The following is a 24,668-nucleotide window of genomic DNA, read 5'->3' as shown; positions in this document are numbered from 1 at the left end:
AATTAATTTCATAATAACTAATCGTTACGCAGTCGGTTTTTCTTTCGGAGGAATAATATTGAGAAGATGTGCATGAATTTTTTCCGCAGCATGATCTAATCTTTCTACTACTTTCTCGGAATCTTTCGATTTGTAAACAATTCCTACATGATAATCGATCGGAAGAAATTTTACAACTTCTTCACATTCAAATTGATTATAATCCGGTTCTTTATCTTTAATTAAAGCAACGATTAATCCTGAATAATATCCTGTAGGTTTAGAAACTTCGTAGTTTTTTCCTCGGAGAAGTGCATCTTCAATTTTCGCCCATTCACGCCAAATGTTGATGTTGCTGGAAGCTTCCACCAAATCAGGAATGTGCGCACCACCAACTCTTGAAGAAGTTTCAAGGAAATACCATTTTCCATCTTCTTTTCCTCGGATAAATTCTGTGTGAGTAGCACCGTTCATCAATCCAAAATTCATTAAAACCTTAGAATTGGCTTCGTCAAGTGCAATAAATTCTTCAGAATATCTTCCTAATGTTTTAGTTCTGAAAACACCGCCTTCATGCGAAACTTCCATTGGTGGAGCGAGATATTTTGAAGCTGATGTAAAAACAATTTTTTTATTAAAAGTGAGACTGTCAACGTGATAAACGTCTCCCGGTTTAAAGCTTTCCAAGAGAAAAAGATGACGTTCTTCGCCTAACTTTTCTAAAGCTTCCCAAAGTTCTTCTTTGGTTTTCAGTTTTTTAATTCCTGATGCAGAAGCCTCTGATCTTGGTTTCAAAACCCAGGGTGCCGGAACTTTATTCGTGAAATTTTCTACTTCCTGATCGTTGAATACCGCAGTGAATTCAGGAACATTGATCCCCGAATCTTTAGCTTTTTGGCGCATTGCCAGTTTATCTCTGAAGTAACGGTGTGTTGTCTGTCCCATTCCGGGAATACGGAATGTTTCGCGAATCAATGCAGCTTTTTCTACATCGTAATCATCCAACGCAATTACAGCATCAACTTTTCGGGTTTTCATCAAATGTGAAAATCCCTGTACAAGATGATCAAGATTCCAGACAGATGGTTTCATTTCGGGCATATAGAAAACCTCATCAATGGTATGCCATGGCCAATTTTTTTCTTTGAGATTTTCAGATGTTACCAAGATTACTTTATTTCCGAGTTTCTTCATCTCATCCATAAAATCATAACCTTTGTAATAGCACGAAATGCATACAATAGTTTTCTCCTCCATATAATGTTTTTTAAATTTTAATGAATATTCAAAAATAAAAGCAATTTTTTATTGATGTTTTAATGTTAAAAATCAATATTCGATGCGTATTTGAAAATCACTAATCAATTATACAGAGATTTTTTGAAATAAACTAATTTTTAGTGATAATTTTCAATTAAATCGGCTAATAATTGTACACCATAACCTGTTGCAGCTTTATCTTTTGCATATCCTACATTTCCAAAGGCTACTCCGGCAATATCTAAGTGTGCCCAGTTGCTGTGCCCGTCGATGAATTCTTCTAAAAATTTTGCTGCAATAATGCAGTCCCCGATTGGTTTCATTGAGATATTTTTAAAATCAGCCACATCAGATTTAAAATCATCTTTCCAGATATCCCATAGAGGTAAATTCCAAACTCTCTGATTGGTTTTATCACCTGTTTGTATCAAAAGATTTTTCAGTTGTTCGTTATTTGAAAACATAGCACCACAAGTATCACCGAACATTCTTACTGAACTCCCTGTTAATGTTGCCAAATCAATTAAAATATCAGTCTTATAATTTTTAGATAGATAGGAAAGTCCGTCTGCCAAAGTCATTCTACCTTCTGCATCGGTATTCAAAACTTCTATTGTTTTGCCATTGTAAGCTGTAATGACATCGCTCGGTAAATAGGCATTTTCGGAAACTGCGTTATCTGTAATTGGTAAAATAGCTGTGATATTAACAGGTAATTTCATTTGTGAAGCATAAATTAAAGCGCCAATCACTGCTGTTGCTCCTCCCATGTCAGATTTCATGTAATGCATATTGTCAGAAGCCTTGATAGAAATTCCACCAGTATCAAACAACACACATTTTCCTACCAAACCAAAAGTCTTTGCATTTTTAACTGTTGTTTTATATTCTAAAATGGTAAAAGCAGCATCGTAAGCACTTCCCTGATTCACAGAAAGGAAAGCTCCTAAACCTAATTCCTCACATTTTTTTCTATTGAAAACGGTATATTTCAGTTCATTTTTTTTAGCTAAATTTTTCAGATAAGCATTAACGGCATCGGGTCTTTTTAAATTGGCGGGTTTGTTGAGCCAATCCTGACAAGCGGTTTGTCCTTCGCAAAGTGCATCGGCTCTGCTGATAATATTGTCTAATTTTTTCTGACTTAAATTACCAAAATGGAATTCAAATTTATCATTCCAGAATATATGATTTTTCTCAAAAGGATAATTGTATGTCCCAAGGAAAAGTCCTTTTACAAATTCTTCAAATTGTTTTTCATTAATAAAATCTGCTAAAATTAAAGTAGAAACTTCCTGAAAGTTTTTCTTTTGACTTTGAGAAAATTTCATGGCAACTTGTTGAAATTCAAAATTTTGCAGGTTTGATTTTCCAAGTCCGATAAAATAAGTAACGGTTTCTTCTTTGGCATCTACGAAAATCTCATTTTTCTTTCCTGAAAAGAGGAGAGAGATATTTTTATTGTATTTTTTGCTGTTTTCCGACCAAGATTCTTCTGTGAATAGTTCGAAAATTTGAGCGTAATTTTTATTTCTTTTATTTAATAGTTTCATAATATTTTAGTTTTCTATAGTGTCCTGATGTGGCGTAACTTCCACAGGATTTTCTGTATTGTTGTAAAATAACCATTCGATTGCTCTCGGAAATTCCTGTGACCAGTAAAATTCGCTGTGAGAACCTTCAGGATTGATGTTGGTTTTAAATTCAAAATCAAAAAGGTTTTTCTTTTCCCATCTTTTCAGATAATTTTCAAAAACCTGAATTCTTTTCACCATTTTCGAACCTTCCTGTTCACCGCCGTAGAGATAAATTTTAGTTTTAAAAGGAACTCTGAAACTCATCATCGGGAAATTGTTATTTGGCTCAACCCAAAGTGACGGAGAGAAAATTAATAATTTTGAATAAACTTCCGGATACAAAAATCCGCTGTAAATACTGATTAAAGCTCCCAAAGAACTTCCTCCGATTCCGGTGTTATCACGATCTCTTTTGGTGCGGTAATGTTCGTCAACAAAAGGTTTTAAAGTGTCTGTAATAAAACGAATGTATTTTTTCCCTTCGGAACCATTCGCAACATTGTCATTATCAAAAATATATTCTTTGATTCTTTCTTCACTTCCGTGTTCAATGGCAATAATAATCACATCGCCACGACCATATTCCGCAAGGATTGAAAGCTTTTTATCGATTTCCCAGTTTCCATAGGGACTTCCTTCGTTGAATAAATTCTGAGCATCCTGTAGATAGAGTACAGGATATTTTTTGTCTGAAACATAATAATCATAAGGTAAAAGTGCCCAGACTTTACGGTGTCTTTCAAGCTGAGGAATGTAAAATTCTTCTGAAATAATCTCCACAATTGGAAAAAATTCCTGCTTAAACGGTCCCCAATTGAATCTCCATTTTTCTACGGTATGCGAAAAAGTACCTTCTGACTTCTGAACTTTTTTATTCGGGGTTATACTTCCATATTTGTCGAGCTCTACATTTTCCCAACCCCCTTTTGTGAATTTAAATTCAATAATTTCAGGTAAAAATTCATCAGATATGTCGATGTAGTAATTGTTTGGATCGATTTGTGCAAGCTGAAAACGGAGATCTTTAGGATTCCAGATATTGAAGTTTCCGGTTATGAATATCGGTCTTTCATCTGCTTCCTCTGTGTAAAGTGTAAACTTCATATTTGTGTTTAATAAATAGGTAATTCAATTAAACCGATAAAAGTATAAAAAATCTTTTTATATAAGTTATTTAAAATTAATAAAAAACTGAGTTTTACACAGGAAAAATTTATATATTTGATAGTCATCGCAACTTGCAGACAAACCATTTAACATAATTTTTTTTGGTTTCTTTTAAAATAAAGTAATGATGCTGTCAAGTTAAAAAAACACTATGATGAACTCGGTAAAAACCTATACACTTTTCTCGGATCATGATGTATATCTCTTTAAGGAAGGGAAACATTATCGGCTTTACGAAAAATTTGGCGCACATTCTGTCGAAAAAGACGGAGTGAAAGGTGTTTATTTTTCAGTTTGGGCTCCCAATGCAAAAAAAGTTTCGGTGATTGGTGATTTTAATAATTGGAATCATCAGGATCATATCCTTTTCCCGCGATGGGATGGGTCGGGAATCTGGGAAGGCTTTATTGCCGGACTTAGCTGGGGAACGCTTTACAAATATGCGATAGAAAGTTTAGGCAAAATTTTAGAAAAAAGTGATCCTTACGCATTAAGTTGGGAACAAAATCTTCAGGCTGCATCATTGGTTTCAACCAATTGGTATGAATGGACTGATGATGACTGGCTGGAAAAACGCTGGAAAAAAAACAATCTTGAAGCGCCGATTTCAGTATATGAACTTCATTTAGGATCTTGGTTCCGACATGCAGAATCTCCTGATGAATTTTTAAATTATAGAGTTATTGCAGGAAAATTGGTTCCTTACATAAAATATATGGGCTTTACTCACGTGGAGTTTATGCCTGTTATGGAATATCCGTATGACCCAAGTTGGGGTTATCAGATTACAGGTTTCTTTGCGGCAACTTCAAGATTTGGTTCACCGCAGGATTTAATGTTTTTAATCAATGAACTGCACAAAAATGATATTGGAGTAATCCTTGACTGGGTTCCTTCACATTTTCCCGGCGATGCCAATGGTTTGCACCGTTTTGATGGAAGTTATCTTTATGAACATGAAGATCCGAGAAAAGGCTTTCATCCCGACTGGAAATCGTATATTTTCAACTACGGAAGAAATGAGGTTAAATCTTTCCTGATTTCAAATGCGATGTTCTGGCTCGATCGTTATCATGCCGACGGTTTGCGCGTTGATGCAGTGACCTCGATGCTTCATTTAGATTATTCAAGAAATGAAGGCGAGTGGGAACCGAATATTTTTGGAACAAACGTCAATCTTGAAGCAAAAGCTTTTCTACAGGAATTTAATACGGCGGTTTATAAAGAATTTGGCAACAGTATTATAACGATTGCTGAAGAAAGTTCAGATTTTCCTTTGCTGACAAAACCCGTTCATGATGGAGGAGTTGGTTTCGGAATGAAATGGATGATGGGCTGGATGCACGATACTTTAGATTATTTTAAAGAAGAATATGATAACAGAAAAAACACGCATCACCAACTGACTTTTGCGTCAATGTACATGTATAATGAAAATTATATGATGCCTTTGTCTCACGATGAAGTAGTACACGGAAAAGCAAGTCTGATTTATAAAATGAAAGGCGATGAATGGCAGAAATTTGCCAATCTCAGAGCTTTATTTGTATATATGTTTACTCATCCTGGAGCAAAATTATTGTTTATGGGAGATGAGTTCGGACAAACCAGAGAGTGGAATTTCAAGCAAAGTTTAGATTGGCATTTATTGGATTTTCCTATTCATAAAGGACTTCAGAATTTAGTTAAAGATCTAAATCATTTATATAAAAATGAAACGGCTTTTCATGAAAATCAATTTAATCCGGATGGTTTTGAATGGGTAGAAGCTGATGATACCGAGAATTCCGTTTTAATTTATTTAAGGAAAGGAAAGAAAAAAGATAATGTTCTGATGGTTATTTTAAACCTCACTCCAAATACATTTGACTATAAGGTTGGAGTCAACGCCGGAACAAATTGGGAAGTAATTTTCAATTCTGATGATGAACAATATAGCGGTAGTGGAGTAAAGACAACCATTTTTAAAGAAGAAGATGAAGAGTGGATGCATCGTCCGAAATCAATTTTCCTGAAACTGCCACCACTTGCAGGAATCGTCTTAAAAATGAAAAAGGAAAAAAAGTATAAATCACAAAGAATAAAACAACACAAAAAATAAACATGACAATTTATCACCTTAGCACAGAATGTTATCCCGTAGCCAAAGTTGGAGGTTTGGCAGATGTTGTCGGAGCACTTCCAAAATATCAGAACAAAATAAAGGATGTTGACGCCAAAGTAGTAATGCCTTGGTACAACAAATCTTTTGTATATGACCACAATTTTGAAGTGGTTTTTGACGGTTTTATTCATCAGGGACAGAATATGCTTCAGGTTCAGGTAATGAAGGAGAAATCAAATACTTTAGGTTTTGAATTGTTTATGGTAAAAATTCCCGGACTATTAGACCGTGAAAATCCTTACGGTTATCAGGATGAAAGTTTTCAGTTTCTGGCATTTCAGCATGGGGTTTTACATTGGTTGACTGCCATGCAGATTCGTCCCAATGTCTTGCATTGTCATGATTACCACACAGGATTAGTACCCTTCATGGTAGAGAATTGTCCTGAATTTAGTTTTCTAAAAGGTGTGAAAACAATAGGAACGATTCATAACGGTGAATATCAGGGAATGATGCGTTGGGATATGATTCACTTTATGCCGTCATTTGATCATCATAAATGGGGACTTCTCGATTGGAACGGTTTCATCAATCCATTAGCGAGTATGATTAAATGTTCTCATGCGTTTACAACAGTTTCTGAAGGTTATCTTGAAGAACTTTTTGTAAGTTTTAAAGGTTTGGAAAGTTTAGTCAGAGACGAATTTGGAAAAGCCTACGGAATTATTAACGGTATTGATTCTGATGTTTGGAATCCTGAAACAGATTCTATGCTTGATTTTAATTTCAATAAAAAAAATGTTCTTAAAATTAAAAAGAAGAACAAACAGAAACTTTGCAAAGAATATGGTTTGAATCCTGATTTGCCACTTTTTGCTTTCATTGGAAGATTTGCCACAGAAAAAGGAGCAGATTTACTTCCTGAAGTTGTCTGGAGAAGTATTAAGCAAACTTACGGTTCACTAAATATTATGATTTTGGGATCGGGGAATTCTTATATTGAAGATAAATTAAAAGAATTAAATTACGTTTACGCCAATTTCGCCACAGATATTGGGTATAAAGAACATTTGTCTCACAAAATTTACGCTTCGGCAGATTTTTTGTTGATGCCTTCAAGAGTAGAACCTTGCGGTCTTAATCAAATGTATGCAATGCGATACGGAACGGTTCCGGTTGTGAGTTATACAGGTGGATTGAGAGATACCGTAAAAGATATTTCTACCGGAGGTTCAGGATTAAATTTTACCTATCCCGGCGTTGACGATATTATTCATGCAATGGTTCGCGGACTAGCAATTTTTAATCAAAAAAAGGCGATGGATGATTTGGTGCTTTCAAATATGAATTTTGATTTTGCATGGGAGAAATCTGCGGAAAAATACATAGCTTTATATAAGAACTAAATTCAAAATTTTAGAATCAAATTATTAAATTTAAGCGTAAAATAATTTAAATTTTTCGCATCGGATAATGATTGAAATTGTAATCAAAAAATATACTAATAATACTAATAATAAGGTAAACCACAAATAAATTTATGAATCCAAATGTTATTTCAATCGTTTTAGGAGGAGGAAGAGGTACAAGGCTTTTCCCGTTAACATATTCAAGATCAAAACCCGCTGTACCGATTGCCGGAAAGTACAGATTGGTCGATATTCCTATTTCAAACTGTTTAAATTCGGGATTAAATAAAATCTTGGTTTTAACACAGTTCAATTCGGCATCCTTAAATGCTCATATTAAAAATTCTTATCATTTTGATATTTTCAGTAAAGGTTTTGTAGATATTTTGGCTGCTGAACAAAATGTTGAAAACGAAAGCTGGTTTCAGGGAACTGCCGATGCGGTACGTCAATCAATGAAGCATTTGGAAAAATATGACTATGAATATATTTTAATTCTTTCAGGAGATCAGTTGTATCAGATGGATTTTAATGCGATGCTTGATTTCCATATCGAAAACGGAGGTGATGTCACGATTGCAACAATTCCTGTAAATGCTAAAGATGCTACAGGATTTGGAATTTTAAAATCTGATGATGAAGGTAATATCACTTCGTTCATTGAAAAACCAAGTTTCGAACTTTTAGATGGTTTACAATCCGAGGTTTCAGATACAAATAAAACTGCAGGAAAAGAATATTTAGCTTCGATGGGAATTTACATTTTTACTAAATCTATTTTAAAGAAAATGTTTGAAGACGGAGCTGGAGACGATTTTGGTAAAGATATTATTCCAAGCTCAATTGGGAAATACAGTACTTTAAGTTATCAGTATGAAGGTTATTGGACAGACATCGGAACGATTGAGTCTTTCTACGAAGCAAACTTAGATCTTTGTCAGGATTTCCCTCAGTTTAATTTGTTTTCATCTTCACCGATTTACACCAGAGCGAGAATGCTTCCGCCTTCGAAAATTAACGGTTCTTATGTAAGTAAAGCTGTTTTTGGTGACGGATGTATCATTTTAGCAGATAAGATAGAAAATTCAGTGATCGGAAACAGAACAAGAATCGACAAAGGAAGTACGATTGTAAATTCTTATGTGATGGGAGCCGATTTTTATCAGAATACTGCTGAAATTGTAATGAATGACAGACAAGGTCAACCCAACATGGGAATCGGTAAATACTGCTATATTGAAAAAGCAATTTTAGATAAAAACTGTTACATTGGTGATAATGTACGAATTATTGGCGGTAGGCATTTACAGGACGGAGACTATGGAACACATTCTGTACAAGATGGAATTGTCTGCGTGAAAAAAGGAGCAATTTTGCCTCCCGGAACTCATATCGGATAATAATTCAAACAACATACAAACTAGAGTGATCATATATTGGTCACTTTTTTTATTTGTATTACTTTTGCGTGATGCGTTTTTTCAAAATCATAGCCATAATTGTTGTTTTGCTTGTGGGAGCTTATGCTGCTTCCATGTATTATTTCGTTGACGAAAGCAAAAGTTTTAAAGTGGAAAAAGAAGTAGATTTTCCTTTAGAGAAAGTGTATAACCAATTTAATAATCTTCAGCATTTCACAAGATGGAATAATTTCTTTACTAGTTCAAAAACTATTACCATCGATTATTATACACCATATGAAGGACAGGGAAGCGCAATAAGCTACAATGATCCTAAAAGCGAAGACGGTGGTGAAATGTTTATCCGTTATGAAAATCCCAATAAAACTTTAAGATATCAGCTTTTTGAGGATGAAGATGAAAATCCAACTTTAATTGATGTTAAATTTACACCTGTTTCTGCTGAAAAGACAAAGATCACCTGGTTTGTACACACTCCAAAGTTATCTGTTTTGACGAGAGCTCAGAATTTCTGGACTGAAGACAAATTCACCGAAAATATAGATAAAAGTATGGTGAATCTTAAAAATGTCTTGGGAAATAAAGTTTCAAAAGACAATCTCATGGCGTCAATCAAATACGACAGTTTGATGGTTGAGAAGGAAGAAGCAAGAATGCTCTTAGGGATAAGCGTAAGTACATCCAATAAGCAAGATGCTTTGTATAGAAATATTGTAATGAATTATAATAAAGTTTACAATTTTGTTACAATGGATTTAGGAAAAAAAGATGATGAATTCGGTTATCCAATCTTAATTACTGACGCAGATAATTTTAAAGATAAAGAGGTTTCATATTATTTCGGAATTCCCTTGTCAAAAAAAATTGGAGTGAATGATAATAATTTTAGTTTCAGATCGATAAATCCTACTCAAAATTATGTGATGTATTATAAAGGTACTTATGTGGGAAGAGTAAAATCAATTCAGCAGTTGATACAAAAAGCAAAAACTGACGAAATGAGATATGGTGACATTTACCAGACTTTTATAGAACAGCCTGTAGAGGATAAAGATGTCAATATGAAGATTTCTCTATCTGTTTATAAATAAATATGATACAAATCATTTCTTTATGTTTTTTTTAATAGTTCGGCACTTCCCAAAGTCGGTTTTTTTTATTAAATTTGAGGATTAATATTACTAACAAAATTTAATAATAGATAAACTGTAATAATGGACAGATTTTCATTCCTAAACGCAGCTCATTCTCAGTTAATTGAGGATTTATACCAACAATACTTAAAATTCCCGGATTCTTTAGAACCATCATGGAAAGCCTTTTTTCAAGGCTTTGATTTTGCATTGGAGAACTACAGCGATGACGACAGCATTCAGATTGTACAGAATTCTGTGAACTCTGCACCTGCAGTTCAGCAGATTTCTCAGGCAGCAGCCAATGGTGAAGTTCCGGAGCATATCAAAAAAGAATTCAAGGTGGTAAATCTTATCGAAGCTTACAGAACGAGAGGCCACTTGTTTACAAAAACCAATCCTGTCCGTGAAAGAAGGCATTATACGCCAACTTTAGATATAGAAAATTTCGGTTTAGATCAATCAGATTTAAATACAAAATTCAACTGCGCTACAGAAACAGGGATGAAAGGTCCTGCAACTTTACAGGAGTTGATCAGACATCTTGAAACGATCTACTGTGACTCAATTGGTGTAGAATATACGTACATCAACAATGTTGAGGAGAAAGACTTTATCAAGCAGTGGATTCAGGTAAACGAAAATCATCCAAGCCTTAATGCAAACGAAAAAACCGAGATTTTACTTAAATTAAATCAGGCTGTAGCATTTGAAAATTATCTTCATACAAAATTTGTAGGTCAGAAAAGATTCTCACTGGAAGGTGGCGAAACTTTAATTCCTGCTTTGGATCAATTGATCTCAAGATCTTCTCAATTGGGAGTTGATGAGGTTGTTCTTGGGATGGCTCACAGAGGAAGATTAAATGTTTTATCTAATATTTTCGGGAAATCTTACAAACAGATTTTCTCAGAATTTGAAGGAAAAGAATTTGAAGAAGATGTATTCTCAGGCGACGTTAAATATCACTTAGGTTCATCTAAAAAAATAAAAACAGCATCAGGAGAAGAAGTTTCTATCAACTTAACTCCGAACCCGTCTCACTTGGAAACTGTTTCTGCTTTGGTAGAAGGTATTTGCCGTGCAAAGGTAGATGACAGATACAAAGGAGATTTTTCTAAAATTTTACCAATCGTTATTCATGGTGACGGGGCTCTTGCCGGACAAGGTATTGCTTACGAAGTTGCTCAAATGATGACTTTGGAAGGTTACAAAACTGGCGGAACGGTTCATATCGTTGTGAACAACCAGGTTTCATTTACGACAAATTATGCAGATGCAAGATCTTCAACATATTGTACAGATATTGCTAAAGTTACAGAATCTCCTGTAATGCACGTGAATGCAGATGATGCTGAAGCGGTAGTTCATGCAATCCATTTTGCGGCTGATTTCAGAGCTAAATTTGGTAAAGATGTATATATTGATTTATTAGGTTACAGAAAATATGGTCATAACGAAGGGGATGAGCCAAGATTTACACAGCCTAATTTGTATAAATTGATTTCAAAACATCCAAATCCGAGAGAAATTTATAAAGATAAATTGATTCAGGACAGTGTAATTTCTGATGATGTTCTTAAAAATATGGAAACTGATTTCAAAACTCTTTTAGATAAAGATTTTGATGCTTCCAAAGAAATTGAGAAAAACGTAATGGATTTATTCATGTCAGAAGACTGGACTAATTTCCCGATTGCAAAAAGAGGAGCAGTTCAGAATGCTGTTGACACGAAATATGATTTAGCTAAATTGAAAGAATTGGCAATCAAAATGTCAACACTTCCTGCAGATAAAAAATTCATCAATAAAATCACAAGACTTTTTGATAACCGTCTGAAAGCGATTGATGCAAACTCTTTGGATTGGGCATTAGGAGAATGGTTGGCTTATGCTACATTACTTACCGAAGGTCACAATATCAGAATTTCTGGTGAAGATGTTGAAAGAGGAACGTTCTCTCACAGACATGCGGTAATCAAAACTGAAGATACTGAAGAAGAATTTATTCCATTAAGACATGTTTCTGATAACAGATTTGATGTATTCAACTCTCACCTTTCAGAATATGGAGTTTTAGGATTCGATTATGGTTATGCAATGGCATCTCCGAATACATTGACAATTTGGGAAGCTCAGTTTGGAGACTTCGTAAACGGAGCACAGATCATTGTTGATCAATATTTGGCTGCAGCAGAAGAAAAATGGAAAATTCAGGACGGTTTGGTCATGTTGTTACCTCACGGTTCAGAAGGACAGGGTGCAGAACACTCTTCAGCAAGACTGGAAAGATTCTTAACACTTTGTGCGAATGAAAATATGGTTGTGGCAAACATTACTTCTCCTGCAAACTATTTCCACTTGTTGAGAAGACAATTGAAATGGTCTTTCAGAAAGCCGTTGATTGTAATGAGCCCGAAATCATTATTAAGACATCCAAAAGTGGTTTCCCCGCTTGAAGATTTCTCAGAAAAAGGATTCCAGCCAATTTTGGACGATCCTACTGCAGATCCGGCAAAAATCGAAAAGTTGGTTCTTTGTTCAGGTAAATTATACTTCGAATTATTAGCTAAAAAAGAAGAGTTGAATTGTGAAAATGTTGCATTAGTAAGATTTGAGCAGTTATATCCTCTTCAAAATGATGCTATCGAAGCTATCTTCGAAAAATATTCAAACAGAAAATCAATTGTTTGGGCACAGGAAGAACCGGAAAATATGGGAGCTTGGTCTTACATTTTAAGAAACTTCAGAAATACAGGAATTGAAGTGATTTCTCCTGTTGCAAGTGGTGCACCTGCTCCTGGAAGTCACAAAATGTTTGAGAAAAACCAGAACTCAGTAATCAACAGAGTTTTCGACAGAGATGATGCTCCTGCAAAAAGACCTGTTACAGCATAATTTAAAATAATATTCAATTAAAAAATAAAAAATACTCAATATGTCAATTTTAGAAATGAAAGTTCCTTCACCGGGCGAATCAATTACAGAAGTTGAAATTGCAACTTGGCTTGTAAAAGATGGTGATTACGTAGAAAAAGATCAGCCTATCGCTGAAGTAGATTCAGACAAAGCAACTCTTGAATTGCCTGCAGAACAAAGTGGTGTTATCACTTTAAAAGCGGAAGAAGGTGATGTGGTACAGGTAGGTCAGGTAGTTTGTTTAATTGATATGGATGCTGCTAAACCTGAAGGTGGTGCTGCTCCGGCTGCTGAAGCTCCAAAACAGGAAGAAGCGCCTAAATCTGCCGAACCTGCAAAACAAGAAGCTCCAAAACCGGCTCCTGCAGCTCCTCAATCTTACGCTACAGGTTCTCCTTCTCCGGCTGCAAAGAAAATTCTTGACGAAAAGGGAATTGATGCTTCTCAGGTTTCAGGATCTGGAAGAGATGGAAGAATTTCAAAAACTGATGCTGAATTGGCTGCTGTTCCTGCAATGGGTGGAAGCTCTTTGACGGCTACAGGTGCAAGATCTACAACGACTACAAAACTTTCAGTTCTTAGAAGAAAAATCGCTCAGAGATTGGTTTCTGTAAAGAATGAGACTGCAATGTTGACCACTTTCAACGAAGTTGATATGTCTGAAATTTTCAGATTAAGAAAGCAGTATAAAGAGGAATTTGCTCAAAAGCATGGAGTAGTACTTGGTTTTATGTCTTTCTTTACAAAAGCTGTTACAAGAGCATTACAAATGTATCCTGATGTGAATGCATCAATCGACGGAGATTTCAAAATTAACTATGATTTCTGCGATATTTCAATTGCGGTTTCAGGTCCTAAAGGATTAATGGTTCCTGTATTAAGAAATGCAGAAAACATGTCTTTTGCGAATGTTGAAGGAAACATCAAAGATTTGGCAATCAAAGTAAGAGACGGTAAAATTACAGTTGACGAAATGACTGGTGGTACTTTCACGATTACAAACGGTGGTACTTTCGGATCTATGTTGTCTACACCGATTATCAACCCGCCTCAATCTGCAATTTTGGGAATGCACAACATTATTCAAAGACCGGTTGCGGTTGACGGACAGGTTGTCATTCGTCCAATGATGTATGTTGCTATGTCTTATGACCACAGAATTATCGACGGTAAAGAATCTGTAGGATTCCTTGTTGCGGTAAAAGAAGGTATTGACAATCCGGTAGAAATTCTATTGGCAGGAGATGAGAAAAAAGGTCTTGGATTGTAATTATTAATTTCCAGGAACATCATATACAATCTCGCCTTCAAAAAAGGCGAGATTTTTGTATCAAACAACAAAACGAACAAAATGTTTTCTAAAATTACTTCGAACATCAAGGTATCTGTGAATCCTGAGTATGATAGCAAGAACAGTTATCCTTCCGAAAACCGATTTGTTTTTAAATACAATATTCTAATCGAAAATGAAGGAGATTTCCCAATAAAGGTTCTAAAAAGAAAATGGTTGATTTTTGATGTAGGATTTGGGTTTACTGAAGTTGTAGGTGATGGTATAATCGGTTTGACTCCGGAAATAATGCCCAATGATGAATTTGCTTACTTTTCTAATGTAATGCTTCGTTCAGGTGTTGGAAATATGAGCGGTAAATATTTGGTGAGAAACGAAGAAACACACGAGAATTTTGAAATTGATATTCCGAAATTTAATTTACTTTCAGCAGTTCTTATCAACTAAATTTTAGTTAAAGTTTTTTTAACTTTGATTTAAAACTTTCATGGATTTCCTCATTTCTTGATATGAAAAGTTTTTCAAAAGCCAGTAAAGAAATTCTTGCACAGGCTTCTGCATCATCTCCCGCTCTGTGATGATTAAATTTAATCTGATGTGTTTCTGCTAAATGTTTTAAACCATATTTAGGAAGATAATTCCAGGACTTTTTTGCCACCTGAATGCTGCAGAGATAGTTTAAATTGGGTTTAAACATTCCGTAATAATCAAGGCAGCTTCGCAAAACTCCTGCGTCAAAACTTGCATTGTGAGCAATCATTAATGTTCCATACATCATTTCCTGCATTTCGTACCAGATTTCGTCAAATGTTGGTGCATCTTTTACGTCATTTGGTAAAATTCCGTGTACATCAATATTTCTTTGATTAAAATAAGGAAAACTCGGTGGCTTGATGAGCCAGGTTTTAGTTGAAATAATCTGCGAATTTTCAACCACACAAATTCCCACCTCGCAAGCCGAATGTCTTTCGTGGGTAGCCGTTTCAAAATCTATTGCGCAGAAATCCATAAATTATTATAAATGATAAGTAGTTGTTGATTTTAACCTTTTTTATTTCCCAAAAAGTGCTTAAAAATGAGCCAATCAGTTTGATAATACTTTTTAATCTGATTATTTTGTCTGAGTTTCAAAGTTCCGGGAATATGTGAATAAAAGCCGAAATGTCCTCGTAAAACTGCCCAAAGATGAGATAATCCATTTTTGTAAGCAAAATAAAAAGCTGCTGCTCCGTCGAGAATCATTCTAAGAATTAATACCCAAATCAAACTCGGAAACGGTAAATTTTTCAACATCATTGAAAGATTATTTCTGATGTTCAGGAAAGTTTTTTGAGGACTTTGTTTGTTTAAGGTTCCGCCACCAACATGATAAACTTTTGACTTTCCGGTATAGTATATTTTTTTTCCGGAATTTTTTAATCTCCAGCATAGATCAATTTCTTCCTGATGAGCAAAAAATCTATCGTCAAAGCCATTTTGTTCCCAAAAATCTTTTGATCTGATAAATAAACAACATCCGGAAGCCCAAAAAATTTCAGTTTCATCATCATACTGACCTTTATTTTCTTCCACATCATCAAAAACACGACCTCTGCAATAAGGATAGCCCAAATTATCAATCAGTCCACCTCCTGCTCCTGCAAATTCAAAATAAATTTTATTGGTAAATGATAATATTTTTGGCTGAATTGCCGCAATTTGATTGTCTTTTTTAAATAAATTTAAAACGGGTTCTATCCAGTTTTCTGTAACTTCTACATCAGAATTTAATAGGCAGTAAAATTTAGCATCAATTGATTTTAAACCTTCATTATAACCTCCCGCAAAACCGTAATTTTTATCATTTATTATAATTTTTACCGTGGGAAATTGTGTTTGCAGAAAATTGACAGAATCATCAATCGAAAAATTGTCAATAACATACACTTCTGCATTTTGAGAATGACTGATAACGCTTGGAAGAAATTTTTCAAGCCAGCTTTTTCCGTTCCAGTTGAGGATGACAATTGCTAAATTTTCAGACATTGATTTTAAATTTTTTCAGAATCAAACGTTTTGATAGAATCCTGATATTTCCATTTTCTGTGTGACCAAAGATAATTATCAGGTCTTTTTTTAATAGTATTTTCTAACAGTCGGTGAAACTTTCTTACAACTTCATTATTCACGAATTTCTCTCCGTCTGGCTCGATTCTGTGATAATTGATCTGATAATGACCTCGCTTTACTTTTTTCATTTCAGTATAAAGAAAAACCAAATCCATTCTTGTTGCCAATTTATCATACCCGATAAATGCCGGTGTTTTTTGATTAAGAAACTCTAATCCGTAATTGACGTGTGAGGAATGAGGTGTCTGATCTGCTACAAAAAGATAAATAGAGTTTCCGTCGTTTTTATTTCTGAAAATATTGAGAATCACTTCATTTGCTTCCAAAGCATCATTGCCAAACTTGCTTCGTACTTTTTTCATCTGTTTTTCCCAAAATTCACTGTTTACTTTTCTATAGACAGGATGACAGTTGGTTTGTGGGACGATTGTCGCAAGAGCATTCATCCATTCCCAGTTGAAAACATGACCTGCCAAAAGAATAATGTTTTTGCCTTCTTCCTTTGCTTCGTGAAATAGATGTTGATTGATGTGCTGCATTCTTACTCTTGTCTCCGTCTTAGACATTGTGAAGGATTTGACAGTCTCTGCGAGATAATCTGAAAAATTTAAATAAAACTTCTTTCGGATTTCTGAAATTTCTTCAGGTGACTTTTCCGGAAATGAATTTTTAAGATTCTGAGTAATGATTTTTTTTCTGTAACCGACAAAATAATAATTTAAGAAGAAAATAATGTCCGAAAAAATATACAATATTTTAAGCGGCATTTTCGAAATTAAGTAAAGTATTTTGATCAGAAAATTCATAAAGTCTACAAATTTAGCAATAATAAAATTATGGTTTCATTTTTGCTGCAAATAAGTATTATTTTTTTAATTTTATAGTATGAAATTGATACGGTTTCGGATCACAAATAACATTAAAATTACGCAATTGCATTACTGTCCCAACTAATTTTGGATGACCTTTAAAATAATTTATTTTACATATGAAAAAGATTTCAAAAAACATAGCAATTCTAGGATTTCTGTCGATCGGAAGTTTAACATTTGCTCAGAATACGAAAGATATACCGGTTAAAAATTCTGATGACAAAGCATTGATCGTAAAAACAGATCATCAGGAACTAGAAGCAAAGAAGAAAGCTGCTGAGGAAAAAGCCAAACTTCCGAAACCTTATGATGCAAAAGCCGACGCTGAAAAAGACATTGAAAATTTGGTAGCAAAAGCTAAAAAGGAGAAGAAAAACATTATGATTCAAGCGGGAGGAAACTGGTGTATTTGGTGTTTGAGATTTAACCAATATGTGCAGACAACTCCTGAACTTAAAAAATTGGTTGACGATAATTATTTATATTATCACCTGAATTATTCTCCGGAAAATAAAAACGAAAAAGTTTTTTCGAAATATGGAAATCCGGGAGATAAGTTTGGTTATCCGGTATTCATTGTTTTAGATGGAAACGGAAAAATGATTCATGTGCAGCAAAGTGATGTGCTGGAAGAAGGAAAAGGATACAGTCTTGAAAAAGTAAAAGAGTTTTTCAATACCTGGACAACAAAATCATAAATAAAAAAACCGAGAATTTTCTCGGTTTTATTTTTTACAAAAGTTTTTTGATCCATTTTATTTTGTTTTCAGAATAGGGTGGATATTTCAAATCAGGTTCACCCCAAGTTGCACGGTCTAAAACTGCTTTCTGATGTGAGAAAGCTTCAAAACCGAATTTTCCATGATAACTTCCCATTCCTGAACTTCCGACTCCGCCAAACGGAAGATTATCGTTTCCTAAATGCATCACGACATCATTGATGCAACCACCCCCGAAAGATAATTTTTGCGTAAACAGATCTTTTTCTTCATTATTATTCGTGAAAAGATACGCTGATAAAGGTTTTTCCAATTCTAAAACTGAATTCAGCGCCTGATGAAAATTGGTAAATGAGATTACCGGAAGTAGCGGTCCGAAAATTTCTTCCTGCATGACATTATCTTCCCAACTGACATTATTTAAAATAGTTGGTTCTATAAAAAGGCTATCCTCAATAGATTTTCCTCCAAAATAAATTTTATCAGGATTAATCAGTTTCACAAGTCTTTCGAAATTTTTCTTGTTGATAATTCTTGTGTATTGTTCAGAATCTGGCTCATATTTAAATTCATTAATATATTTTCTCAGCATTTCTAACAATTGCTCTTTCACAGATTCTTCAACTAAAATATAATCTGGTGCGACACAGGTTTGTCCGGCATTTAGAAATTTTCCCCAAACAATTCTTTTCGCAGCAATTTCCATGTTAGCTTCTTTTGTAACGATTACAGGTGATTTCCCACCCAATTCTAAGGTTACAGGAGTCAAGTGTTCTGAAGCAGCTTTATAGACTATTTTACCAACCTTTGTGCTTCCTGTGAAGAATATTTTGTCAAATATTAACTTTAAAATTTCTGTTGTTTCATCAATTCCGCCCTCAAAAACGTGAATATATTCAGAAGGAAAATTCTCATTAATGATTTTTACCATTGCCTTCATCGTATTTTCGGCAATTTCACTTGGTTTCAGAATACAACAATTTCCAGCAGCAATTGAGGCTATTAAAGGCGATAATGAAAGTTGATAAGGGTAATTCCAGGCTCCAATTACCAAAGTACAGCCAAGAGGCTCTGAATGGATTTTGCTGGTGGCAATCTGATTGGCTAAGTTGGTCGTGACTTTCTTTGGTTTTGAAAGTGAATTTAAATTTTTTAAATAATAATCAATATCTTTTAGAATAAATGAAATTTCGGTGACATACGTTTCAAACTGAGATTTACCGAAATCTTTATGAATTGCTTCATACAATAAATTTTCATTCTGAATAATTAAATCTCTCAGTTTTTCGAGATACATCTTTCTGAATTTTACATTCTTTGTTTTTTGCGTGTTGAAAAATTCTCTCTGAGAGTGGAGTATATCTTGGTAATTCATTCTTGACAATTTGAGGATAGTCACTTACCGTAAAAAATATGCCAAAGTATAACCATAAAAAAAACCACTTCTTGCGAAGTGGTTGATATATTTGAGAAAATCTCTTGAAATCTTAAGCTTCTTCAGCTGGAGTTTCTTCTACTTTAGCAGCTTTAGGAGCAGCTGGTTTAGGAGCTTCTACCGGAGCATCAGATACTACATCAAACTCGAAGTTGTACTCTACATTTCTGTGAAGTCTTACAACTGCAGTTACTTTACCAGTTCTCTTAATAGTGTTTCCTGGGATTTTGATGTATTTTTTCTCAACTTGTACACCAGCTTTAGCCAATGCTGCAGAAAGATCTGCATTGTTGATAGATCCGAATAATTTGTCACCAGAACCTACTTTTGCAGGAATAGTGATAGAAGTTTTCTTCAATTGATCAACTACACCGTTTGCTGTAGCGATTAATTTAGCTTCTTCTTCTTTTCTAGCTTCTAACGTAGCTTCTAAAGTCGCTTTGTTTTTTGGTGTAGCTAAAAGAGCAATTCCCTGAGGTAACAAGAAGTTTCTTGCATAACCTGGTTTTACATTTACTGTATCGAATTCAAGACCTAAATTTTCTACGTCTTTTTTAAGGATAATTTCCATTGTTGTTGTCCGTTTTAGAGTTCCGAGTTCCGAATTTAATTTCGGGTTTCTCTTCACTTCGTTAGAATTTAATATTAATTCAGCAACAAAAGCCAAAAGCTGAAAGCTCGTAGCTAATTGCTAATTGCAATTTTTTATTTTAATAAATCAGCTACATAAGGCATCATTGCAAGGTGTCTTGCTCTTTTGATAGCCGAAGAAACTTTTCTTTGGTATTTTAAAGAAGTACCAGTGTATCTTCTTGGTAAAATTTTACCTTGTTCGTTAACGAACTGTAATAAGAAATCAGCGTCTTTGTAATCAACGTGCTTGATTCCGAATTTTTTGAATCTACAGTACTTTTTATCAGTTTTTGTATTGATATCAAGTGGAGTAAGGAATTTTACTTCAGATTCACCTCCAGCAGAGGCTTGTTTAGCCATATCATCTATTGCCATGTCTTTGTCTTTTTTTAATTTGGGTTAGTAATTAAGCTCTTGAAGCTTTAAGTTTAGATCTTCTAGTTACAGCATAGTCAATAGCATGCTTGTCTAGTTTTGTAGTAAGGTAACGAATTACTCTTTCGTCACGTTTGAATGCCAATTCTAAATCAGCAACTACAGTTCCTTCACCTTTAAACTCGATTAAAGTGTAAAATCCGTTCTTTTTTAGTTGAATCGGATAAGCTAATTTCTTCAATCCCCAATTTTCTCTAGTGACAATTTCACAGTTCTTTTCTTTTAAAAGATCTACATACTTGTTCACTGCTTCCTCCACCTGAGCTTCAGATAGAACGGGAGTTAAAATGAAAACAGTTTCGTAATTGTTCATAATGTTAAATGAATTTGTTAATTATTTCGAGGTGCAAAAATATGAATTATATTTGTAATACACAATAAATGAGAGATAGTATAAAGAAATTAATTTGATTAAATCGTTTAAATCAATTAAAAATAAAAATCTAAACCGCTTCATCTTCTTTACTTCTGATTTCTGCAAGAAAATTCATTTTCAAAACATCATACAGAGAATGTCTGCTGACTAAAATAGAAGCAATTGAAGAAACCATCCCGGCCAACATCAAATGAAAGATCAAAGAATGTCTGTCTGTCATTTCCAAAACAATAATTGCTGAAGTAAAGGGAGCTCTCGTAATTCCTGTTAAAAACGCAACCATTCCTGCAAGTACTACAACGTTGGTTTCATTCTGAGTTAAATGAATAGCTCCAGAAATCACCGAACCAATACTTGCACCCGCCGTCAAAGCAGGAGCGAAAATTCCGCCTGCGCCACCTGAAGTAAAAGATAAAGCGGGACCCAACATTCTTAAAATAGGAACATACCAATCCTCATGCTTATCCTGAGTAAATAGTACACGTTCCATAATTTCTTTACCTGAACCTAAAATTTCTCTGCTTATAAAAAAAGAAATACATGCAATGAATAAAGCGCAACCAATAAGAAATAATACATTGGATTTGTCCGTTTTAAGTGTTTTCTTTTTCCAGTCATTCATTTTCAGCATGGTTACAGAAAGTTGACTGGCAAAAATTCCTGCAACACCACCAACAAGAATAATCGGGAACATGACCATTAACGAAACATCATTGGTTTTCGGATATCCTAAATATAAATAAGAACCGGCTAAAGTTTGCGCTGTTAAACCTGCAATAATTACGGCAGTAAAAAGGGCGGTTTTAAAATAATTGATGTGGGTTTTTGAAAGTTCTTCAACAGCAAAAACAATTCCGCCCAAAGGAGTATTGAAAGCTGCAGCAAGTCCTGCCGCTGCACCAGTCATAATCATGTTTTTCTTCGAAATTTTCGGCCACCATTCCGGAAGGTATTCATTGACTTTTCTGAAAATTGAACCAGCAATTTGTATGGTTGGTCCCTCTCGTCCGACTGCGCCTCCACCAATCACCAAAACAACGGAAGAGATAATTTTAAAAACAATTATTTTTAAACTTAGAAGACTTCGTATTTTTCTATGTTCTTTTGGATTTGCCAATTCTACAGCAGCCATGACCTGCGGAATTCCACTGCCTTTTGCGTAGGGTGCAAATTCTTTAACGAGCCACCATGATAGTACAAAACCAACAGGAGCAATAAAGAAAATCATCCAGTCGTGCCAGTTGAGGATGAAATGTAATAAATTTTCTCCCCAAGCGAAAATTTTCGCATACATCACTGCAAAAAAGCCGGTAATCACCGAACCAATCCAAAATGGAATTGCCTGAAGAAGATTGTTCTTAAGCTGTTCATTTCGGATATTATCGAAGGATTTTTTGAGACCTTTGCGAATTGATGACAAAATTTTGCGCATAACTCAAATCTAAGCTATTTTTTGTGAATCTGAAAATTTTACATCAAATTCAAATAAGAAAATTTTGAATTTAATAATATCGTCAATTTTAAATTCAAACAAAAAAACAAAAAAACCTCCGAAAAATTCCGAAGGTTATATTTAAATGAATAATTGGCAATTAATCATTACCATTATTCATTACTTATATTTCTGTATTAAGATCCCAGTTTTGAAGGTAATCATGAACATGTTTCAACATCATTCCACCTAGAGAACCATCTACCACTCTGTGATCGTAAGAGTGAGACATAAACATTAACTGACGGATTGCGATTACATCACCGTCTTTCGTTTCAAGAACTGCCGGTTTTTTAACTATAGCTCCGATTGCCATAATAGCAACCTGCGGTTGAGGAATAATAGGAGTTCCCATCAAATTTCCAAAACTTCCAACATTAGAAATTGTGTATGTTGCACCTTGAGTATCTTCAGGTCTTAATTTTTTGTTTCTTGCTCTGTAAGCTAAATCGTTGATCGCTTTTGCCAAACCAGAAAGTGATAACTGATCAGCATTTTTAATTACAGGAACGATAAGATTTCCATCTGGTAAAGCAGTTGCCATACCGATATTGATGTTTTTCTTCTTAATGATGTTATCACCGTTAATAGAAACGTTAATCATTGGGAAATCCTGAATTGCTTTTACAATTGCTTTTACGAAAATCGGCATGAAAGTCAGTTTTTCACCTTCACGTTTTTCGAACATATCTTTATTTTTAGCTCTCCATTTTACAACGTTGGTTACGTCTGTTTCGATGAAAGAGGTTACGTGAGGAGCAATGTGCTTTGCTTTCACCATGTTTTCAGCGATGATCTTTCTCATTCTGTCCATAGGAATGATTTCGTCACCTGCAGCTACAGAAATCGTAGAAGCTGGAGCTGAAGTTACTACTGGTGGAGTGGGCGCTGCCTGAACTGGAGCAGATTGTTGTGGTACTGCTTGAGGCTGATTTCCTCTATTGGAAACGTGTGATAAAATATCTTCTTTGGTAATTCTTCCTTCTAAACCGCTTCCTTTGATGGTTTTCAGTTCAGATTCAGAAATATTTTCCTGTTGAGCAATAGATTTTACAAGTGGAGAAAGGTAAAGATCTCCCGAAAATTCTACAGGAGAAGTAACAGTTGGATTTAAAGGCTCTTCAATTGCTTTAATGGTTTCTGCATCAGGAGTTGGAGTTTCAGTTTTTCCTTCTTCAGAAGCTGTACTTCCACCTTCTCCTTCAATTTCTAAAATAGCAATGGCTTCACCTACTTTTGCAACTTCGTCTTTTTGTTTAAGGATCTTTACGATTTTCCCCGAAACAGGTGTCGGTACGTCTGAATCTACCTTGTCTGTTGCAATTTCAACTACCGAATCATCTTCTTTTACCTGATCACCTTCATTGAATAACCAAGTGATCACCGTAGCTTCCATCACGCCTTCACCCATAGAAGGAAGCAATAATTTGTATTCTGCCATTTTCTAATTTTAGATTTTGACAAATATATAAAAAAAATCGGTTTTTTTATGAAATAGATAATTTTAGAAAAATTCGATGTAAATATTTTCTCCAACGTTTAATCCGAAAAGGGTTTTGGCGCCGTTCTTTTTACTGCCTTTATAAATGGTCAATTCTAGCATTTGACTATCATTAAAAATTGCTGCGGATTGCCCGTGGTACTCAGTTTCTCTGTCCCAATCGGTTACCACTTCTGTATGGCTTGAGTAGATTTTCGATAAACTCAAATTTCTGAACTTTATAGTGAATTTTTCGAAACCTTTAGCCAAAGTTTCAAAGAATTCTTTACTGATATTTGATATTATGTTTCCGAAATTATCAATGTACATTACCTCACCAATGATCATTTTTTCGGGCTCATTATAGACCGGTTTTGGAAATAAAAGTTGTTTAACATCCTCAATTTTTCTTCCAATGACTTCAGGTAGTCCTCCATTTGCTAAATGTACTGCAACCGGAACGAAAACATCGGTCGAAGTGAAATTGACAACATCATCAAATCTGTTGTTGAGCGTGATTTCATAAATCGCTTCAGGTTTAATATCAAAAAATATCAAACTTAGCAATCCGTTGTCGGCGGCAAGAAAATAAGAACCGTCAGCTTTGTAAAGAATGTTTTTTCTCGATTTGTGAAAAAAGCTGTCAACTGCTACAATGTGAATCGTTCCTTTTGGGAAATATCGATATGCATTTCTTACAATATATGATGTCTGAATCAGGTTATATGCCTGAATATCATGACTGATATCAATGCTGTCTACCTCAGGATTCAAAGACAGGATTTTCCCTTTCATAGCCGAAACTCTGTAATCTAAACGTCCGAAATCTGAAGTGAGGGTAATAATTGACATGAATA

The 24,668-nt window shown here is 34.6% G+C and carries 21 protein-coding genes; 8 read left to right on the top strand and 13 right to left on the bottom strand.

Annotated features, from left to right (window positions below; genetic code table 11):
* Nucleotides 1-24 precede the first annotated feature (24 nt).
* The 3 genes from NZ698_RS06140 to NZ698_RS06130 all read right to left on the bottom strand — a co-directional run bounded on the left by NZ698_RS06140 (nt 25) and on the right by NZ698_RS06130 (nt 3,920).
* On the bottom strand, nt 25-1,236 hold the full coding sequence (locus NZ698_RS06140; RefSeq protein WP_263002197.1) for an ATP-grasp domain-containing protein: 1,212 nt from the start codon (nt 1,234-1,236) through the stop codon (nt 25-27).
* A gap of 140 nt (nt 1,237-1,376) precedes the next feature.
* Nucleotides 1,377-2,792 carry a M17 family metallopeptidase gene (locus NZ698_RS06135; RefSeq protein ID WP_263002196.1) on the bottom strand — a complete coding sequence of 472 codons (1,416 nt, stop codon included), beginning with the start codon at nt 2,790-2,792 and terminating at the stop codon, nt 1,377-1,379.
* 6 nt (nt 2,793-2,798) lie between these two features.
* Nucleotides 2,799-3,920 (bottom strand): alpha/beta hydrolase, encoded by a 1,122-nt coding sequence (locus tag NZ698_RS06130; protein ID WP_263002195.1) that lies wholly within the window; start codon nt 3,918-3,920, stop codon nt 2,799-2,801.
* Between the two features lie 217 nt (nt 3,921-4,137).
* Here NZ698_RS06130 and glgB point away from each other — a divergent pair, with 217 nt between their 5' ends.
* The 7 genes from glgB (at nt 4,138) to apaG (ending at nt 14,707) form a co-directional block, all read left to right on the top strand.
* Nucleotides 4,138-6,084, top strand: a complete 1,947-nt coding sequence (gene glgB, locus NZ698_RS06125; protein ID WP_263002608.1) for a 1,4-alpha-glucan branching protein GlgB — start codon at nt 4,138-4,140, stop codon at nt 6,082-6,084.
* A 2-nt stretch (nt 6,085-6,086) separates the two neighbouring features.
* The gene (locus NZ698_RS06120) at nt 6,087-7,493 is read left to right on the top strand and encodes a glycogen synthase (RefSeq protein WP_263002194.1); all 1,407 of its coding nucleotides are present in this window, start codon (nt 6,087-6,089) and stop codon (nt 7,491-7,493) included.
* Between the two features lie 134 nt (nt 7,494-7,627).
* On the top strand, nt 7,628-8,896 hold the full coding sequence (locus NZ698_RS06115; protein ID WP_263002193.1) for a glucose-1-phosphate adenylyltransferase: 1,269 nt from the start codon (nt 7,628-7,630) through the stop codon (nt 8,894-8,896).
* Nucleotides 8,897-8,967: 71 nt separating this feature from the next.
* Nucleotides 8,968-10,008 (top strand): SRPBCC domain-containing protein, encoded by a 1,041-nt coding sequence (locus tag NZ698_RS06110; protein ID WP_263002192.1) that lies wholly within the window; start codon nt 8,968-8,970, stop codon nt 10,006-10,008.
* A 123-nt stretch (nt 10,009-10,131) separates the two neighbouring features.
* On the top strand, nt 10,132-12,948 hold the full coding sequence (locus NZ698_RS06105; RefSeq protein ID WP_263002191.1) for a 2-oxoglutarate dehydrogenase E1 component: 2,817 nt from the start codon (nt 10,132-10,134) through the stop codon (nt 12,946-12,948).
* A 40-nt stretch (nt 12,949-12,988) separates the two neighbouring features.
* Nucleotides 12,989-14,239, top strand: coding sequence for a 2-oxoglutarate dehydrogenase complex dihydrolipoyllysine-residue succinyltransferase (gene odhB, locus NZ698_RS06100; RefSeq protein WP_263002190.1), 1,251 nt, complete (start codon nt 12,989-12,991; stop codon nt 14,237-14,239).
* An 81-nt stretch (nt 14,240-14,320) separates the two neighbouring features.
* On the top strand, nt 14,321-14,707 hold the full coding sequence (gene apaG / locus NZ698_RS06095; RefSeq protein ID WP_263002189.1) for a Co2+/Mg2+ efflux facilitator ApaG/CorD: 387 nt from the start codon (nt 14,321-14,323) through the stop codon (nt 14,705-14,707).
* A 7-nt stretch (nt 14,708-14,714) separates the two neighbouring features.
* Here the strand turns inward: apaG and NZ698_RS06090 are convergent, their stop codons facing one another.
* The 3 genes from NZ698_RS06090 to NZ698_RS06080 are packed head-to-tail and all read right to left on the bottom strand — an operon-like array spanning nt 14,715 to nt 17,175.
* Complete coding sequence (locus tag NZ698_RS06090; protein WP_263002188.1) at nt 14,715-15,269, bottom strand: 3'-5' exonuclease; 555 nt, start codon at nt 15,267-15,269, stop codon at nt 14,715-14,717.
* A gap of 32 nt (nt 15,270-15,301) precedes the next feature.
* Nucleotides 15,302-16,285, bottom strand: a complete 984-nt coding sequence (locus NZ698_RS06085) for a glycosyltransferase family 2 protein (RefSeq protein ID WP_263002187.1) — start codon at nt 16,283-16,285, stop codon at nt 15,302-15,304.
* Nucleotides 16,286-16,290: 5 nt separating this feature from the next.
* Nucleotides 16,291-17,175: a lysophospholipid acyltransferase family protein gene (locus NZ698_RS06080; RefSeq protein WP_263002186.1), complete on the bottom strand. Its 885-nt coding sequence runs from the start codon at nt 17,173-17,175 to the stop codon at nt 16,291-16,293.
* A 182-nt stretch (nt 17,176-17,357) separates the two neighbouring features.
* On the opposite strand from NZ698_RS06080, the gene NZ698_RS06075 reads away from it, so the two are divergent.
* A complete protein-coding gene (locus NZ698_RS06075; RefSeq protein ID WP_263002185.1) occupies nt 17,358-17,939 on the top strand; it encodes a thioredoxin family protein in 582 nt (193 codons plus the stop codon).
* 34 nt (nt 17,940-17,973) lie between these two features.
* Here the strand turns inward: NZ698_RS06075 and NZ698_RS06070 are convergent, their stop codons facing one another.
* The 7 genes from NZ698_RS06070 to NZ698_RS06040 all read right to left on the bottom strand — a co-directional run bounded on the left by NZ698_RS06070 (nt 17,974) and on the right by NZ698_RS06040 (nt 24,663).
* Nucleotides 17,974-19,335 carry an aldehyde dehydrogenase gene (locus NZ698_RS06070; RefSeq protein WP_263002184.1) on the bottom strand — a complete coding sequence of 454 codons (1,362 nt, stop codon included), beginning with the start codon at nt 19,333-19,335 and terminating at the stop codon, nt 17,974-17,976.
* 112 nt (nt 19,336-19,447) lie between these two features.
* A complete protein-coding gene (rplI, locus tag NZ698_RS06065) occupies nt 19,448-19,966 on the bottom strand; it encodes a 50S ribosomal protein L9 (RefSeq protein ID WP_263002607.1) in 519 nt (172 codons plus the stop codon).
* A gap of 134 nt (nt 19,967-20,100) precedes the next feature.
* A complete protein-coding gene (rpsR, locus tag NZ698_RS06060; protein WP_034757623.1) occupies nt 20,101-20,403 on the bottom strand; it encodes a 30S ribosomal protein S18 in 303 nt (100 codons plus the stop codon).
* Between the two features lie 31 nt (nt 20,404-20,434).
* Nucleotides 20,435-20,776: a 30S ribosomal protein S6 gene (rpsF, locus tag NZ698_RS06055; protein ID WP_263002183.1), complete on the bottom strand. Its 342-nt coding sequence runs from the start codon at nt 20,774-20,776 to the stop codon at nt 20,435-20,437.
* A gap of 130 nt (nt 20,777-20,906) precedes the next feature.
* The gene (locus NZ698_RS06050; RefSeq protein WP_263002182.1) at nt 20,907-22,271 is read right to left on the bottom strand and encodes a chloride channel protein; all 1,365 of its coding nucleotides are present in this window, start codon (nt 22,269-22,271) and stop codon (nt 20,907-20,909) included.
* 184 nt (nt 22,272-22,455) lie between these two features.
* Nucleotides 22,456-23,772, bottom strand: a complete 1,317-nt coding sequence (locus NZ698_RS06045) for a dihydrolipoamide acetyltransferase family protein (RefSeq protein WP_263002181.1) — start codon at nt 23,770-23,772, stop codon at nt 22,456-22,458.
* Between the two features lie 63 nt (nt 23,773-23,835).
* Nucleotides 23,836-24,663 (bottom strand): SAM hydrolase/SAM-dependent halogenase family protein, encoded by an 828-nt coding sequence (locus NZ698_RS06040; protein WP_263002180.1) that lies wholly within the window; start codon nt 24,661-24,663, stop codon nt 23,836-23,838.
* Between the last annotated feature and the right edge of the window lie 5 nt (nt 24,664-24,668).

The sequence above is a fragment of the Chryseobacterium edaphi genome, assembly GCF_025628985.1.
Taxonomy (GTDB): domain Bacteria; phylum Bacteroidota; class Bacteroidia; order Flavobacteriales; family Weeksellaceae; genus Chryseobacterium; species Chryseobacterium edaphi.
The sequence above is the reverse complement of the archived record's forward strand: the minus strand, read 5'-3'. Positions and strand labels throughout refer to the sequence as shown.

Excerpts from the sequence above, each read along its gene's own strand:
- glgB (WP_263002608.1), top strand. The coding sequence starts at position 4,138 with ATGAACTCGGTAAAAACCTATACACTTTTCTCGGATCATGATGTATAT.
- NZ698_RS06045 (WP_263002181.1), bottom strand. The coding sequence starts at position 23,772 with ATGGCAGAATACAAATTATTGCTTCCTTCTATGGGTGAAGGCGTGATG.
- NZ698_RS06120 (WP_263002194.1), top strand. The coding sequence starts at position 6,087 with ATGACAATTTATCACCTTAGCACAGAATGTTATCCCGTAGCCAAAGTT.
- apaG (WP_263002189.1), top strand. The coding sequence starts at position 14,321 with ATGTTTTCTAAAATTACTTCGAACATCAAGGTATCTGTGAATCCTGAG.
- rplI (WP_263002607.1), bottom strand. The coding sequence starts at position 19,966 with ATGGAAATTATCCTTAAAAAAGACGTAGAAAATTTAGGTCTTGAATTC.
- NZ698_RS06085 (WP_263002187.1), bottom strand. The coding sequence starts at position 16,285 with ATGTCTGAAAATTTAGCAATTGTCATCCTCAACTGGAACGGAAAAAGC.
- NZ698_RS06040 (WP_263002180.1), bottom strand. The coding sequence starts at position 24,663 with ATGTCAATTATTACCCTCACTTCAGATTTCGGACGTTTAGATTACAGA.
- NZ698_RS06080 (WP_263002186.1), bottom strand. The coding sequence starts at position 17,175 with ATGAATTTTCTGATCAAAATACTTTACTTAATTTCGAAAATGCCGCTT.
- rpsF (WP_263002183.1), bottom strand. The coding sequence starts at position 20,776 with ATGAACAATTACGAAACTGTTTTCATTTTAACTCCCGTTCTATCTGAA.
- NZ698_RS06075 (WP_263002185.1), top strand. The coding sequence starts at position 17,358 with ATGAAAAAGATTTCAAAAAACATAGCAATTCTAGGATTTCTGTCGATC.
- NZ698_RS06090 (WP_263002188.1), bottom strand. The coding sequence starts at position 15,269 with ATGGATTTCTGCGCAATAGATTTTGAAACGGCTACCCACGAAAGACAT.
- NZ698_RS06110 (WP_263002192.1), top strand. The coding sequence starts at position 8,968 with ATGCGTTTTTTCAAAATCATAGCCATAATTGTTGTTTTGCTTGTGGGA.
- NZ698_RS06135 (WP_263002196.1), bottom strand. The coding sequence starts at position 2,792 with ATGAAACTATTAAATAAAAGAAATAAAAATTACGCTCAAATTTTCGAA.
- NZ698_RS06140 (WP_263002197.1), bottom strand. The coding sequence starts at position 1,236 with ATGGAGGAGAAAACTATTGTATGCATTTCGTGCTATTACAAAGGTTAT.
- rpsR (WP_034757623.1), bottom strand. The coding sequence starts at position 20,403 with ATGGCAATAGATGATATGGCTAAACAAGCCTCTGCTGGAGGTGAATCT.
- NZ698_RS06105 (WP_263002191.1), top strand. The coding sequence starts at position 10,132 with ATGGACAGATTTTCATTCCTAAACGCAGCTCATTCTCAGTTAATTGAG.
- odhB (WP_263002190.1), top strand. The coding sequence starts at position 12,989 with ATGTCAATTTTAGAAATGAAAGTTCCTTCACCGGGCGAATCAATTACA.
- NZ698_RS06115 (WP_263002193.1), top strand. The coding sequence starts at position 7,628 with ATGAATCCAAATGTTATTTCAATCGTTTTAGGAGGAGGAAGAGGTACA.
- NZ698_RS06130 (WP_263002195.1), bottom strand. The coding sequence starts at position 3,920 with ATGAAGTTTACACTTTACACAGAGGAAGCAGATGAAAGACCGATATTC.
- NZ698_RS06050 (WP_263002182.1), bottom strand. The coding sequence starts at position 22,271 with ATGCGCAAAATTTTGTCATCAATTCGCAAAGGTCTCAAAAAATCCTTC.
- NZ698_RS06070 (WP_263002184.1), bottom strand. The coding sequence starts at position 19,335 with ATGAATTACCAAGATATACTCCACTCTCAGAGAGAATTTTTCAACACG.